This window comes from Alistipes sp. An31A (assembly GCF_002159425.1).
Lineage (GTDB): Bacteria > Bacteroidota > Bacteroidia > Bacteroidales > Rikenellaceae > Alistipes > Alistipes excrementigallinarum.
Genome location: NZ_NFIO01000002.1, coordinates 73,837 through 87,474, shown reverse-complemented (window position 1 = coordinate 87,474; position 13,638 = coordinate 73,837). Strand labels below are relative to the sequence as shown.

Annotated in this window: 13 protein-coding genes; 4 read left to right on the top strand and 9 right to left on the bottom strand. The window is 63.7% G+C overall.

Annotation, left to right across the window (positions count from 1 at the left end; genetic code table 11):
* Positions 1 to 95: 95 nt before the first annotated feature.
* A complete protein-coding gene (gene rpiB / locus B5F90_RS02380) occupies positions 96 to 545 on the bottom strand; it encodes a ribose 5-phosphate isomerase B (protein WP_087360802.1) in 450 nt (149 codons plus the stop codon).
* Between the two features lie 161 nt (positions 546 to 706).
* Positions 707 to 2,017 carry a hypothetical protein gene (locus B5F90_RS02375; protein ID WP_087360800.1) on the bottom strand — a complete coding sequence of 437 codons (1,311 nt, stop codon included), beginning with the start codon at positions 2,015 to 2,017 and terminating at the stop codon, positions 707 to 709.
* A gap of 153 nt (positions 2,018 to 2,170) precedes the next feature.
* Between B5F90_RS02375 and B5F90_RS02370 the strand changes: the two genes are divergently transcribed.
* Both B5F90_RS02370 and B5F90_RS02365 read left to right on the top strand, forming a co-directional pair.
* Positions 2,171 to 2,539, top strand: a complete 369-nt coding sequence (locus B5F90_RS02370) for a YbaN family protein (protein ID WP_087360798.1) — start codon at positions 2,171 to 2,173, stop codon at positions 2,537 to 2,539.
* A 111-nt stretch (positions 2,540 to 2,650) separates the two neighbouring features.
* The gene (locus B5F90_RS02365) at positions 2,651 to 3,472 is read left to right on the top strand and encodes a hypothetical protein (protein WP_143256081.1); all 822 of its coding nucleotides are present in this window, start codon (positions 2,651 to 2,653) and stop codon (positions 3,470 to 3,472) included.
* 432 nt (positions 3,473 to 3,904) lie between these two features.
* Here B5F90_RS02365 and B5F90_RS02360 read toward each other — a convergent pair whose 3' ends face one another.
* From B5F90_RS02360 to typA, 3 genes are all read right to left on the bottom strand, one after another.
* Positions 3,905 to 4,516, bottom strand: a complete 612-nt coding sequence (locus B5F90_RS02360; RefSeq protein WP_087360794.1) for a DUF4377 domain-containing protein — start codon at positions 4,514 to 4,516, stop codon at positions 3,905 to 3,907.
* A gap of 252 nt (positions 4,517 to 4,768) precedes the next feature.
* Positions 4,769 to 5,083: a hypothetical protein gene (locus B5F90_RS02355; protein ID WP_087360793.1), complete on the bottom strand. Its 315-nt coding sequence runs from the start codon at positions 5,081 to 5,083 to the stop codon at positions 4,769 to 4,771.
* 9 nt (positions 5,084 to 5,092) lie between these two features.
* Entirely contained in the window at positions 5,093 to 6,895 is a 1,803-nt protein-coding gene (gene typA, locus B5F90_RS02350; RefSeq protein WP_087360791.1) for a translational GTPase TypA, read from the bottom strand.
* Positions 6,896 to 6,979: 84 nt separating this feature from the next.
* On the opposite strand from typA, the gene aroB reads away from it, so the two are divergent.
* The gene (gene aroB / locus B5F90_RS02345; RefSeq protein WP_087361269.1) at positions 6,980 to 8,005 is read left to right on the top strand and encodes a 3-dehydroquinate synthase; all 1,026 of its coding nucleotides are present in this window, start codon (positions 6,980 to 6,982) and stop codon (positions 8,003 to 8,005) included.
* Positions 8,006 to 8,160: 155 nt separating this feature from the next.
* On the opposite strand, the gene B5F90_RS02340 is transcribed toward aroB, so the two are convergent.
* The 4 genes from B5F90_RS02340 to B5F90_RS02325 form a co-directional block, all read right to left on the bottom strand.
* Positions 8,161 to 8,892: a hypothetical protein gene (locus B5F90_RS02340; RefSeq protein ID WP_087360789.1), complete on the bottom strand. Its 732-nt coding sequence runs from the start codon at positions 8,890 to 8,892 to the stop codon at positions 8,161 to 8,163.
* Between the two features lie 181 nt (positions 8,893 to 9,073).
* Positions 9,074 to 10,354: a malic enzyme-like NAD(P)-binding protein gene (locus B5F90_RS02335; RefSeq protein ID WP_087360787.1), complete on the bottom strand. Its 1,281-nt coding sequence runs from the start codon at positions 10,352 to 10,354 to the stop codon at positions 9,074 to 9,076.
* Between the two features lie 278 nt (positions 10,355 to 10,632).
* Positions 10,633 to 11,640 (bottom strand): Holliday junction branch migration DNA helicase RuvB, encoded by a 1,008-nt coding sequence (gene ruvB, locus B5F90_RS02330; protein WP_087360786.1) that lies wholly within the window; start codon positions 11,638 to 11,640, stop codon positions 10,633 to 10,635.
* A 211-nt stretch (positions 11,641 to 11,851) separates the two neighbouring features.
* Complete coding sequence (locus B5F90_RS02325; protein WP_162607739.1) at positions 11,852 to 12,541, bottom strand: NigD-like C-terminal domain-containing protein; 690 nt, start codon at positions 12,539 to 12,541, stop codon at positions 11,852 to 11,854.
* A gap of 136 nt (positions 12,542 to 12,677) precedes the next feature.
* Here B5F90_RS02325 and B5F90_RS02320 point away from each other — a divergent pair, with 136 nt between their 5' ends.
* Entirely contained in the window at positions 12,678 to 13,238 is a 561-nt protein-coding gene (locus tag B5F90_RS02320; RefSeq protein ID WP_087360782.1) for a sigma-70 family RNA polymerase sigma factor, read from the top strand.
* Positions 13,239 to 13,638 lie beyond the last annotated feature (400 nt).

Below are 13,638 nucleotides of genomic sequence, written 5' to 3'. Positions count from 1 at the left end.
GGCGCTGTCGAGGCTTCGTTCCGTCGCGATAAAAAAGGCGGATGACCTTCCGTGAGGGTCATCCGCCTTTTCGTTGGCTTTCGGGCGGGGTGGAATTACTGCTCCTGCTTCGGAACGGGAATCTTGTCGATGCGGCGCTGGTGGCGTCCCCCTTCGAACTCGGCCGAGAAGTAGGCGTCGAGGATGGCTACGGCCTCGTCGTTGGTGATGAAGCGGGCCGGAAGCACCACGATGTTGGCGTTGTTGTGGCGGCGGATGAGTGCCCCGATTTCGGGAGTCCAGGCCAGACCGGCGCGGATGCCCTGATGCTTGTTGAGCGTGATGGACATGCCGACGCCCGTGCCGCAGAGTGCGATGCCGAGGGGCACCTGACCCGACTCGACGGCCTCGGCCAGCGGGTGGGCGTAGTCGGGGTAGTCGACGCTCTCGGGCGAATCGGTCCCGAAGTCGAGCACTTCGTAGCCCTGGGCACCCAGGTAGCCCACCAGAAACTCCTTCATCTCGTAGCCGGCGTGGTCGCTGGCGATTCCTATTTTTTTCTCCATAATCGTGTGGTGAGTTTTTTTATCGAAGACAAATATAGCAATTATTGGCTCTCGACCGAGGGTCGGGCTCCTGTTTTTTTCGACACGTTCTCGACATGCCGCCGCCCGGCGGGGAGGCCGCCGGACGCCGGCCGACCTCCGGCTTCGTCTCCTTGTGCCCGTTATTTCCGGGTTATCAGCTCGTTGAGGAGCGCTCCCCGGCCGGGACAGCATCGCTCGAACCATGCGGCGAAGTCTTCATACGCGAGCGGATGCCTGCCGCAATATTCCCGGTAGAAGCCGGCGATGGCCTCCGTGAGCCTGTCGTATCCGATGTGTCGGGCGAGGCGGTCGAGCAGCAGCGGCCCCTTGCGGTAGACGACCGTATTGTTGTCGTTGCGGACCATCGCGATGAGCGGCTCGTCGCCGGGCGTCCCCTCGATTGCGCGGTACTCCCGCTCGCACCGCTCCAGCTGTGCGCGGTAGGCCTCCTCCCCGAAGTGGTGGCGGATGAACATCAGGGTCATGAACTCGTTGAGCGACTCCTTGATGAAGTAGGCGCCCGGCTCTCCGTCGTCGATGAGCAGCGTCCATTCGCCCAGCCAGCGGTGGCCGATTTCGTGGACCAGCGGATAGATGTCGGGGTAGGTCGAGAACTTCTCCTGCGAGGCGGAGATGAAGCCTATGTTGTAGCGGTTGCTGAAGCCCTTGCCGTCGTGGAAGAGGAAGGTCGGGAGCGAGGGGATGTTCCTCTGCGGCGCGCGGTACGTTTCGCCGTATATCCGGCCGAAGTAGTCGGTGGCGGCCTGCGTCAGCGTGAGCAGCTCGTTGCGGCGCTCCGGTGTGCACTCCATGCCGGCGAGCTGATAGATATCGATGTCCCCGCCGGCGGTTGCCTCGGCGGAGTGCGTGTAGGCCTCCGTGCGGAAGAATGCCAGCGAGAGCGACTGGGCCAGCATCCCCTTCACCGTGCAGGCATGGCGGCCCGCGTCGATGCGTCGGAGCGGATAGGAGCCGAGCAGCGAGAGCGAGTCGGGAGTGCGCACTTCGAGGGTCAGCTCCATCCGTCCGTTTGTCGGGATGGGGTAGTAGAACTCGCCGTAGCTGGTCTCCCAGAGCTCGGCGTTGCCGGCCCCGTAGATGAAGAAGGCCGACAGGTTCGTGTAGTTGTAGCTCATCCTTACCGGCACGCTTTGCGCTCCGCTTCTGCGCAGAAGGAGCCGTTTGTCGGCCGCGTCGTAGCGCGCTTCGAGCCGGGGGTTGGCTCCGAATGTCAGGTGCTCGACGGAGAGCTCCGGGTCGCCGCCGAAGGCGAGGGCCACGCTGTCGGCCTCCTCAAAATCGAGCCTGAAGGAGCAGTCGACGAGCATGTTGGCCGCATCGCAGCCCCGCTTGTCGATGACGAGCGTGTAGTCGCTGATTCTCTGCGCCCGGGCCTCCGGCATGGTGCCGAGGGCTGCAGCCAGAAGCAGTGCAAATGCAAGTTTTTTCATCGTGGCCGTTCTCAGGTGTCGAACAAAGATAGGAAAAATTCCTTCGCACGGAGGGTGCTTCGGCGAAAAGTGTTAATTTTGCCGCAGCCGCCTTCGGGCCGCCGTCGCAACCCTTGCGCGGTTTTTGCCGCGTGAGCCTCCGTACCGAACCGCATGAAAACCCTGCTGGCCATACTGGGCGCCGTGTCGCTTGCGCTGGGCATCGCCGGAATCTTCCTTCCGCTGCTGCCTACCACCCCCTTTCTGCTGCTTTCGGCGGCTCTGTGGGTGCGCAGCTCGCCGCGCCTCTACGCCTGGCTGCTCGCCCATCCGCGGCTGGGCCCCTACATCCGCGATTTCCGCGAACACCGCGCCATTCCCCTGCGGGCGAAGCTCCTCTCGCTCACGCTGCTCTGGCTGACCTTGGGGTTCTGCGCCCTCTTCGTCGTGGCGCCGTGCCGTTGGGCGCAGACGGGGCTCCTGCTGCTTGCCGGCGGCATCACGTGGCACATCCTCTCCTACCGGACTGCAAAAAAGAGGTGATTTTTTCGCTCAATATGTCCCGAAAGTTGGTTCGATTTGTCTGCCTCCGTGTCGCAGGTACGGAAATTTCGCTTATCTTTCGTATACCATCAAAAATTAACCCTTAGCCCTATGTATGTACAGCTCTCTCTTTGCAGGAGGCTTGTGCTTTCTGCCTCTGCGCTTCTGCTTTTTAGCTCCTGCAGCGATTCGGACGACTCCGCTGCGGAGCAGCCGCTGAGTTTCCAGGTCTCCGTCTCCGACGCGACGATGACCGGTGCCACCGTCACGGTCGACCCCTCGGGCGAAGGCACCTACTACGTGTCGGTCGACAACCGTGCCGAGGTGGATGCCCTCTGCGCCACCGACGAGGAGTATATCGCCATGAAGCTCGACTTCATCCGCGTGATGGCCGGTGTGAACAAACTCTCGGTCGAAGAGTACCTCCGACGCGAGCTCCGCAGCGGCCGCTCCGTCATTCAGGAGACTGACCTCTACTACGATACGGAGTACTGTGTCGGGGTCTTCGGCCTCGATGCCGACGGTACGGTGACCACCGGCCTGGCGCGCTCCTACTTCTGCACCGAAACCTTCGCCCCCTCGGCCGAGTGTCAGTTCATCATCCAGGAGGTTGCGTGCACCGCCTCGTCGATTGAGGTCGAGGTGGGGGCCTCGGACGCCTCGGTGCGCTACTACGCCTCGGTGATGAGCGCCGACGAGTTCTCTTCCTACGATACGGTGAACGAGGCGGTCTCCGACATCATCTTCTCGGCCGAGCTCTTCGACGACGTCGACTGGTCGGACCCCTCCTATACCCACACGGGCCGCAACCGGCTGCTCTTCGAGGGTCTTGAGGCGTCCACGGAGTATGTCGTCATCGTCTTCGGCATCAGTTCGGAGGGCGAACAGACGACCGAAGCGGCCACGGCGACCTTCTCGACCACGGCCGCATAGGCGCCGCAGCGTTTCACAACGCACCTCTCTCCGGCTTTCTCCATTTGCCGAAGGGTGTACCGTCCCAACTCCTTCGGTCCAAACCCCTTCGGTCCAAACCTCTTCGGCCCAACCCCTTCGGCCCGGCGTACGGCTTCGCATCCGGCTCCATGAACGGAACGGCATGGAACGATGCGGAACAGAGAGGGCTGCCCGACAATTCGGGCAGCCCTCCGTTCTATTTTCGTTTCAGACCGGGCTGATTGGCTGGGAGGCTTCAGCTTCCTTCCATACCTCACCTCTATATCTCTTTACTCCTCCTCGTTTTCGTCCCGGTCCTCCCATCGTTCCGGTCCTCCCATCGTCCCGGTCCTCCCATCGCTCCGGCCCTCTCTTCGCTCCGGAGCCTCTCTCCGGCGGCATGTCGGTCGTCGTGGGCCTGCATTACATCCGTTACAACTGGGCGTCGGTCACGTCGAGCAGTTCGAGCATCGTGTACTTTACAACGAAGCGGCCCGGCTCCTCCGGCGCCGGGGTTACCGAGGTACCGATGCGCAGCCGGTAGATATGCCCCTCCTCGTAGTCGAAGCCGTCGATGGGCCACGGCCAGGGCTGCCACTCGGTCACTACGCCGTAGTCGGGCAGGCGGACGCTCAGATAGTCCACCCCGTCGACGTGCGAAAAGCTGGGGCCCACCTCCATCGTGAATTCGGGATAGTATTCCGTCGGGATATTCGAGGAGGCAGGGCGTTTTTCGTAGAGCTCGACCAGTGCGTATTTGGACGACGGAGCGTCGGCCATCGGCTCGGCCACGGGATTGATGCGTACGCGGATGCGGTACTCGTAGCCCGGCTCGTAGGTGAACCCCTCGATGTTGTCGAACATCGGGCGCCAGGCGGCCGACTCGTCGGTGCGAATCATCAGCGCCGGCTGGAGGTTGAAGACTCCGTGGGCAATGCCCATCTCGGAGGCTACGGTCCAGAGCTCGACGCGCTCCTCGTCCCTGGCGCACGAGGCGAAAGCGAGTGCGATGAGCGTGGAGCAGAGTATCAGGATTCGTTTCATGGGCGCGGTTGTTTTTCGGGAAGTCGTGGCCTTGCGTCTGTCGTTAACGTGCTTCTGTCGTTAAACGCCGGGCCCACTCCCATACTGCGTAAAGATACGAAAAAAACGGGAGAAATCCCGTTTTTTTCTTGTTTTTAGCATATTGGACTCTTTTGCCGTCGGTCCGGACGCTTTCGTGTGACCCGCCTCCATCGCCGGGTCGGCAACCCTCCGCGCGCCCTTTTTACCTCCGCTCCGCCCCTCTGACGCCGCTCAGAGATAGCGTTCGGCCACGCTGACCAGAAATCCGAGCAGCAGGGCGTTGAGGAGCAGCAGGGGAATCGTCTTGCGCTCCTTGCCCGCCAGCGCGAAGAGCGTCGGGAGCTGCAGCATGAGCATGATGGCCATTCCGTCGGCCCACCAGGGCAGGTAGGGCAGCTTGGCGTAGAAGGTCAGCACCGAAGCGAAGAGGCAGACCAGAAAGGCCGCGATGGCTGCGTGTGCCGCCGCCCGCTGGTAGAACATCGGAATGACGGTCAGTGCGCCGGCCACGGCTCCGACGACGAGCGAAAGGGTGAAGTGGTCCATTGCCGGTTCCTATTTGGCGGCCCGCTTGCGGTCCACCTCGTGCAGCAAAATCTTGCGCAGACGCATGGCGTGGGGCGTCACCTCGACGTATTCGTCCTCCTTGATGTACTCGAGCGCCTCCTCGAGCGTGAAGACCTTCGGCGGCACGATGACCGCCTTGTCGTCCGAACCCGAAGCACGCATGTTGGTGAGCTGCTTGGCCTTGGTGACGTTTACCGTGATGTCGTTCTGGCGCGTGTGCTCGCCGATGACCTGGCCCTCGTAGACCTGTTCCATGGGGGAGATGAAGAAGCGGCCGCGGTCCTGCAGCTTGTCAATCGAGTAGGCGTAGGCCGTACCCGTCTCGCTCGAGATGATGGAGCCGTTGGTACGCATCTCGATGTCGCCCACCCACGGCTCGAAATCCTTCAGACGGTGGGTCATCACCGCCTCGCCGGCCGTGGCGGTCAGCATGTTGGAGCGCAGGCCGATGATGCCGCGCGAGGGGATGTCGAACTCCAGCCGCACGCGGTCGCCGTTCGACTCCATGTTGGTCAGCGTGCCCTTGCGCTTGGTGGCCAGCTCGATGACCGTACCCGAATACTGCTCGGGGCAGTCGACCGTCATCTCCTCGATGGGTTCGCACTTGCGGCCGTCAATCTCCTTGATGATGACGCGCGGCTGGCCCACCTGCAGTTCGTAGCCCTCGCGGCGCATCGTCTCGATGAGCACCGAGAGGTGCAGCACGCCGCGGCCGAAGACGTTGAACGAGTCGGCCGTCGGGCCGGGCGTTACGCGCAGCGCGAGGTTCTTCTCCAGCTCGCGGTCGAGACGCTCCTTGATGTGGCGCGAGGTGACGTACTTGCCGTCCTTGCCGAAGAAGGGGGAGTTGTTGATGGTGAAGAGCATCGACATGGTCGGCTCGTCGATGGCGATGGGGGGCAGCGGCTCGGGGTTGTCGTAGTCGCAGATGGTGTCGCCGATTTCGAAGCCCTCGACGCCCGTGATGGCGCAGATTTCGCCGCACGGCACCTCGTCGACCTTCTTCTTGCCCAGACCCTCGAAGACCATCAGCTCGCGGATTTTGGTCTTCTGCATCGTCACGCCGTCACGGCTTGCGAGCGTAATGTTCTGGCCCGCACGCAGCGTGCCGCGCGTGAGCTTGCCCACGGCGATGCGGCCCGTGTAGGGCGAGTATTCGAGCGAGGTGATGAGCAGCTGGGGAGTTCCCTCGGCCACCACCGGTTCGGGAATCTCGTCGATGATGGCGTCGAGCAGCGGGACAATCGAATTCGTGGGTTCGTTCCACTTGTGCGACATCCAGCCCTGCTTGGCCGAGCCGTAGATGGTCTTGTAGTTGAGCTGGTCCTCGGTGGCGTTGAGCGAGAACATCAGGTCGAAGACCTGTTCGTTGACCACCTCGGGGCGGCAGTTGGGCTTGTCGACCTTGTTGATGACGACGATGGGCTTCTTGCCCAGCGCCAGCGCCTTCTGCAGCACGAAACGCGTCTGGGGCATCGTCCCCTCGAAGGCGTCGACGAGCAGCAGCACGCCGTCGCACATGTTGAGCACGCGCTCCACCTCGCCGCCGAAGTCGGCGTGTCCCGGGGTGTCGATGATGTTGATTTTGTAGTCCTTGTAGATGACCGAAACGTTCTTCGAGAGAATCGTGATACCGCGTTCACGCTCCAGGTCGTTGTTGTCCAGAATCAGTTCGCCGGTCTGCTTGGCGTTGTCGCGCAGAACGTGTCCGGCAAGTATCATTTTGTCAACGAGCGTGGTCTTTCCGTGGTCCACGTGTGCAATAATGGCGATATTGCGTAGTTTTTGCATAGCTATGGATTTAACGCTGCAAAGGTAGCAATTTCTCGGTAAAATATGCTACTTTTGTTTTATTGATGATAAACGGGAATGCGCATGAAGCCAGCTTTTGAAATCCGTGAACGCAGCCGGGTCTACGTGGAACCCGTCGGCGACCTGCTTACGGGGGCGCTGCCCGAGGGGCGCGTGGTGGTGGTGACCGATGCCACGGTCGAGCGCTTCTTCGCGCCGCTGCTCGCCCCCTACGAACGGCTGTTAGTCGGTCAGGGCGAGGCCTCGAAGACGCTCCGCACGGTCGGCGAACTCTACGAGCGGCTCATCGACCTGGGGGCCGACCGTTCGACCTTCATCCTGGGGGTCGGGGGCGGCATCGTCACCGACGTGGCGGGGTTCGTCGCCTCGACCTACATGCGCGGCCTGCGCTTCGGCTTCGTGGCCACCACGCTGCTGGCCCAGGTCGACGCGAGCGTCGGCGGCAAGAACGGCGTGAACGTGGCCGGATACAAGAACATGGCGGGCTGCTTCGCCCAGCCAGACTTCGTCGTCTGCGACCCCGCGATGCTGTGCACGCTGCCCGACAGGGAGTTCCGGGCCGGACTGGCCGAGATGGTCAAGGCGGCGCTCATTGCCGACCGCGACCTCTTCGCCGCGCTCGAGCGGAGTTCCTTTGCGGCGCTGCGCGAGGCTCCGGAGCAGCTCCGCGACCTCATTACGGCCGCCATCCGGGTCAAGGCCGACATCGTCGGACGCGACGAGCGGGAGCGGGGCGAGCGGCGCAAGCTCAATCTGGGCCATACGCTGGCCCATGCCATCGAGAAGTGTTCGGACCGCATGAACCACGGTGAGGCGGTGGCCGTGGGAATCGCCCTCATGGCGGGTGCCGCCCGGCGGCTCGGACTGCTCGATGCGGCGCAATGCGACCGCATCGTGGGGCTGCTCGAACGGCTGGGGTTCGACCTGCAGCCCCCCGTTCCTCTGGAGCGGCTGCTCCGCGAGGCGGGACACGACAAGAAGAACGAGCAGGGGACGCTCCACATCGTGCTTCCGGCCGGTATCGGCGACTGCGTGGTGCGCGACATCCCGACGGCGGAGTTTGCGACGCTCTTTACGGATGCCCGGTAGCGAAGGGCTGCCGGGGCTCCGAAGCATGGATGCGCCGGCAAGGGGGCATTGCGAAATATGGAAAAGAGGTCCGGCCGGCACGCATGCCGGCCGGACCTCTTTCTATCCGAAATGTTGTTGCGGAGCCCCGTTCACGAGGCCCCCGTTGAGGCTGCCTACTTCGCTCCCGCCGTCGCTTCGCCCGCAGCCGGCTCTTCGTCCGCGTCGGCATGCCGGATGGCAATCAGCTCGCTGCTGCTCTCCAGCTTCCCCTTTTTCGTCAGCTCCTCCTCGCGGACGACACCGATGCCGGGTGCGTACCAGGCTACGCGCCGGGACGCAAAGCTGAAGAAGAGGAAGCGGAAGCTGAATTTTTCCTGCAGTTTGAAGCAGGAGAAGCGCCCGGCGGGGGTCTCCAGCTCCTCGCGGGCGAGCACCTTGCGGTCGGTGATGTTGATGCGGAAGGAGAGTGACTGCTCCTCCTTGCTCACCTTCAGTTCGAGCCGTATGTCGGGGAGCTCCTCGCCCGGCGTCATGGCGAAGGGAATGCTGTAGGCGTCGCCGCCCATGCCGAGGGTCATTCCCTGCAGCATCGAGGGGTCGATTCCCCGCAGCATCTCGTCCAGTTGCAGCACCATGTCGTTCTGCCGGACGAGCGTCGATGTGCTGAGGGCATTGCCGGAAGGTGTGCCCGAAGGGTCGAGCTCCTCTTCGGTGGTGTAGACCTTCAGCCCCTCGTCGGTCTCTTCACAGGAGAGGGCGAGCGTGCGTGTCTGGCCCGTGCGTGTGCCTGAGGCGTCGTATTGGGCATAGGTGAGTTCCGTTCCGGCCTCGGTGCAGCAGAGCGGTTGGGCCGAAGCCGCGGCGGCGAAGAGCAGCGCGGCCGTAAGAAGCAGCAGTCGTTTCATGCGGAGGCGTTTTTCGGGTATTGTGTCGTTTGAAAAACAAAGATAACAAAATGTGCCGGTTTTTCGGGCTGCGGTGCCTCTTTTTTACAGGATTAGCCTATGGCTCCGGCCTCCCGTACGACACGAGGGGCGCTGCCGCACGCGTGCGGCAGCGCCCCTCGGCTTTTCATCCGCTCCGACACTACCGGAGCAGGTCGGCCAGCTCGCGTTCGTAGGCCTTCCAGTCGGTGACGGGCTTCCGGGCCACACCCGACTCCATGGCGGCGCGGGCCACGGCCGTCGAGACGCGGACGAGCAGCCGCGGGTCGAGCGGCTTGGGGATGAAGTATCCGCGGCCGAATTCAAGATGGTCGATGTCGTAGGCCTTCAGAACCTGTTCGGGGACCTCCTCGCGGGCCAGTTCGGCCAGTGCGCGGGAGGCGGCGAGCTTCATCTCGTCGTTGATTTCCGAGGCGCGCACGTCGAGCGCCGCCCGGAAGATGTAGGGGAATCCCAGCACGTTGTTCACCTGGTTGGGGTAGTCCGAGCGCCCCGTGGCGAAGATGATGTCGGGACGCGAGGCGAGCGCCTCCTCGTAGGAGATTTCGGGTACGGGGTTGGCCAGCGCCAGCACAATCGGGTTCTGGGCCATCGTGCGGAGCATGGCGGGGGTCAGCACGCCCGGAGCCGAGACGCCCATGAAGACGTCGGCGTCGAGCAGCGCCTCGGCCAGCGTGGTGATGCGCCGCGAGGTGGCGAACTCGCGCTTCATGGGGTTGAGGTCCGTGCGGTAGGTCGAGACGACCCCCTTGCTGTCGCAGAGGATGAGGTTCTGGGCCGGAATGCCCAGCTTGAGGAAGAGCCGCGCCGAGGCGATGGCCGCCGCACCGGCACCGTTGATGACCACGCGCAGCGCCGTCGTCTGCTTGCCGGCGATGCGGGCGGCATTCATCAGCGCGGCGGCGGCGATGATGGCCGTGCCGTGCTGGTCGTCGTGCATGACGGGGATGTCGAGCTCGCGGCGCAGCCGGGCCTCGATTTCGAAGCACTCCGGAGCCTTGATGTCCTCGAGGTTGATGCCTCCGAAGGTGGTGGCGATGTTCCGTACCGTGCGGACGAAGTCGTCGGGGTCGGTCGTGTCGACCTCGATGTCGAAGGAGTCGAGCCCCGCGAAGGTCTTGAAGAGCATCGCCTTGCCCTCCATGACGGGCTTTGCGGCCGCCGCTCCGATGTTGCCCAGCCCCAGAACGGCCGTTCCGTTGGAGATGACGGCCACCAGGTTGCCTCGGCCCGTATAGCGGTAGATGTCGTCGGGCGCGGCGGCGATGGCGCGGCTCGGGGCCGCCACGCCGGGCGAGTAGGCCAGCGCCAGGTCGTGCTGCGTGGTGTGGGGCTTGGTCGGCACGATGCCGATTTTGCCGGGTCTGGGTTCGCTGTGGTAGCTCAGAGCCTCGGCGTCGAGGGTCGTATCTTTTGCGTTCATCGTAGTGTGCGTTTTTTGAATTATATTTATTGAATATCACATAACGTGCCGGAGCCGAATTTATTGTGCGCTCCGTGCCGTTGCGGGAAAGCGCCGCAGCCGCGGCCGGACATCCCTCCATAAATAGGAAAAGACCCGGAATCCCTTGCGGCCTTCGGCGGGCCGGGTGGGTTTTCCGGGTCATGACATACGGCGGACAACGTCGTGGGGACGTTCCGCCGGGAACTTTGCGCTGCATTGCGGAGCTCTTCGGAAGGAGCTATCCCCGCGTGCACCGCTCAGAAGAGCGAGGCGTCGCTTCCGTGTGGCGAGGCGATGCCGAGGTGTTCGTAGGCCAGCGCCGTGGCTTCGCGTCCGCGGGGCGTGCGCTTGAGGAAGCCCTCCTTGATGAGGAAGGGCTCGTAGACCTCCTCGACCGTGCCGGCCTCCTCGCCGACGGCCGTGGCGATGGTGTTCAGCCCGACCGGACCGCCGTTGAACTTCTCGATGATGGTCCCCAGAATGCGGTTGTCCATCTGGTCCAGCCCGCGCGAGTCGATGTTCAGCGCCGAGAGGGCGAACCGCGTAATGGGGAGGTCGATGTGTCCCTCGCCCTTGACCATGGCAAAGTCGCGGACGCGGCGCAGCAGTGCATTGGCGATGCGCGGCGTGCCGCGCGAACGGAGCGCCACTTCGTTGGCGGCCTCGTCGTCGATGGCCACGTCGAGGATGCGCGCCGAGCGCTTCACGATGCCGGCCAGCACCGGAGCGTCGTAATACTCCAGGTGGCATTGGATGCCGAAGCGTGCCCTGAGGGGCGAGGTCAGCAGTCCGCTGCGCGTCGTGGCGCCGATGAGCGTGAAGGGGGCCAGCTCAATCTGGATGGAGCGTGCCGAGGGTCCCTTGTCGAGCACGATGTCGATTTTGTAGTCCTCCATCGCCGAGTAGAGGTACTCCTCGACAATGGGGCTCAGGCGGTGAATCTCGTCGATGAAGAGCACGTCGCCCGGGTTGAGGCTCGTGAGCAGCCCGGCCAGGTCACCCGGCTTGTCGAGCACGGGGCCCGACGTGACGCGCAGCTGCGCCCCCATCTCGTTGGCGATGATGTTGGCCAGCGTCGTCTTGCCCAGACCCGGAGGGCCGTGCAGCAGCACGTGGTCGAGCGAGTCACCCCGCATGAGCGCCGCCTTGATGAAGATGCGCAGGTTCTCGACGATTTTGTCCTGACCCGAGAAGGCGCCCAGCTCCTGGGGGCGTATCTTGTTCTCGAATTCGAGGTCGCTTTCGGTATTGCGTACGATAGACATGTCGCAAAGATAGTGAAAGGTGCGCGCAAAGGCAAACACCGGGCAAAGTTTTCGCGCGGGGGGCTTCGTCTGAAGGCTTGTCCGCACTGCCGGTGGGGATAAGGTGCGGATAACGGGTGCGGATAAAAAAGCGGGCGCGGAGCACGGCTGCGGCCGAACTTCGCACCCGGGATGGTGCGCTGCCTCTCCGAAGAGGTCCCTGTCAGGGCGGTTATCGTCCCGTTCCGGTCGTTTCGGGCTCGATGCTGATGTACTTCACGTCGCCTTCGGGGGTGCGGGTACGCAGGTAGATGCCCTTCCGGCCGGTCGTCTGCGGGTCGAAGTCGCCGAGCCGGAACGAGGCGTACCCGTATCCGTAGTGGCCGTCGAGGTCCTTGCGGGCGTTGTGGCGGAACTCCAGCCCGACATACCCCTCGGGCGCCTCTTCGCCCGTCGTGGCCTCGTTGTTGACCAGATGGACCACGTGGGTTGTGAATCCCTGCGAGCGGAAGGCGAACTGGAGGGTCAGGTATCCGCCTCCGAGCTGCCAGCCGACCAGCTGAATCGGGTCATCGCCCATGAGGGCCAGGTCGGTGGGGGTCGTTACGGTCTCGACCTCCTTGGTCAGGATGTTCTCGATTTTGTAGAGCTCCACGTTGTAGTCGTAGCCCTCGAACGCTACGGGCAGGTAGTTGAACCAGATGAAGGCGCGTTGCCCCTCGACGGGCTCGTAGGCGATGATGCGGCTCTTGTCGCCGGCGTAGATGCTCCGGTTGCTGTCGGTGGTGAAGTAGTAGTTGTTCTCGCCGAGCGGATGGACGGTGGCCACGGCCCAGTAGCGTGCATAGTCGCCGTCCGAGTCGTTGCAGCCGTGAAGCGTCAGCGTCAGGGTGGCGACGAGCAGAAGTGCGAATCGTTTCATGTCTTTCAATTGTTTTTTCACCCCTATAACGGGACTGGGGGCGGAATACTGCATGTCGGATGTACGAAAATAGGAATTTTTTTCGGGACCGCGCAGTATTTTTGCCTCCGAAGCGTTTATTCCATTGGAAAAAGGAATGAAGACCGGGGAGCAGATATTGGCCGAAGGGTGCGGCAGGGGAGACAATGCGGCCCGCAGGGAGCTGTACGACCGTTACGCCGCTCTGCTGCTGGGGCTCTGTCAGCGTTATGTGGGCGACCGCGCGACGGCCGAGGATGTGCTCCACGACGCCTTTCTGAAGATTTTCGGCGCCATCGGCCGCTTCCGCTACCGGGGCGAGGGGTCGCTGCGGGCATGGATGGAGCGCATTGCGGTCAATACGGCGCTCGAGCATCTGCGGCGCGAACGCCGTCTGGGCGAGGTGCGGCTCGAGGAGAGCCGTGCGCTGCCCGCGGCCGCGGAGCCCTCAGACGACGAGGTGGCCCGCATCCCGCGCGAGGTGCTGCTGCGCCTTGTCGGCGAGCTTCCCGACGGCTACCGGACGGTCTTCAACCTCTTCTGCATCGAGGGATACCCGCACCGCGAGATTGCCGCCATGCTGGGCATCAACGAGAAGAGCTCCTCGTCGCAGCTGGCCCGGGCCCGGGCGCTTCTGGCGCGGAAACTCCGCGCGTGGTTGGATACGCATGAACTATGAAACGGAACAGGGATTGGACGGATGAACTGCGGCGCAGCGTGCGCGAAGCGGGGGTGCAGCCCTCCGAGGAGGTGTGGGCACGGTTGGAGCGTGAGCTCGGAGCAGCCCCCCGCTCCTTCGCGCCGGCGGACCTTCGGGACGCATCGGAGCGGAGCGGCCGCGGCGCCGGAGGCTCTCTGCGGTGGCTGCGCCCGGCGGCTGCGGCCGCACTGCTGGCGCTGCTGGCCGGAGGAGGCTGGCTGCTTTACGATCGGAGCGGAGCATCCCGAGGCTTGCCTCCCGCATCCGGACCTCGCGACGGCGAGGTTGCGGCACTCGTTGCGGAGCCGGTATCGGGTTCGGCATCGGGTCCGGTATCGGTCTCGGCATCCGACGTCCGGACTGAGCGGCGCGGCGCGGA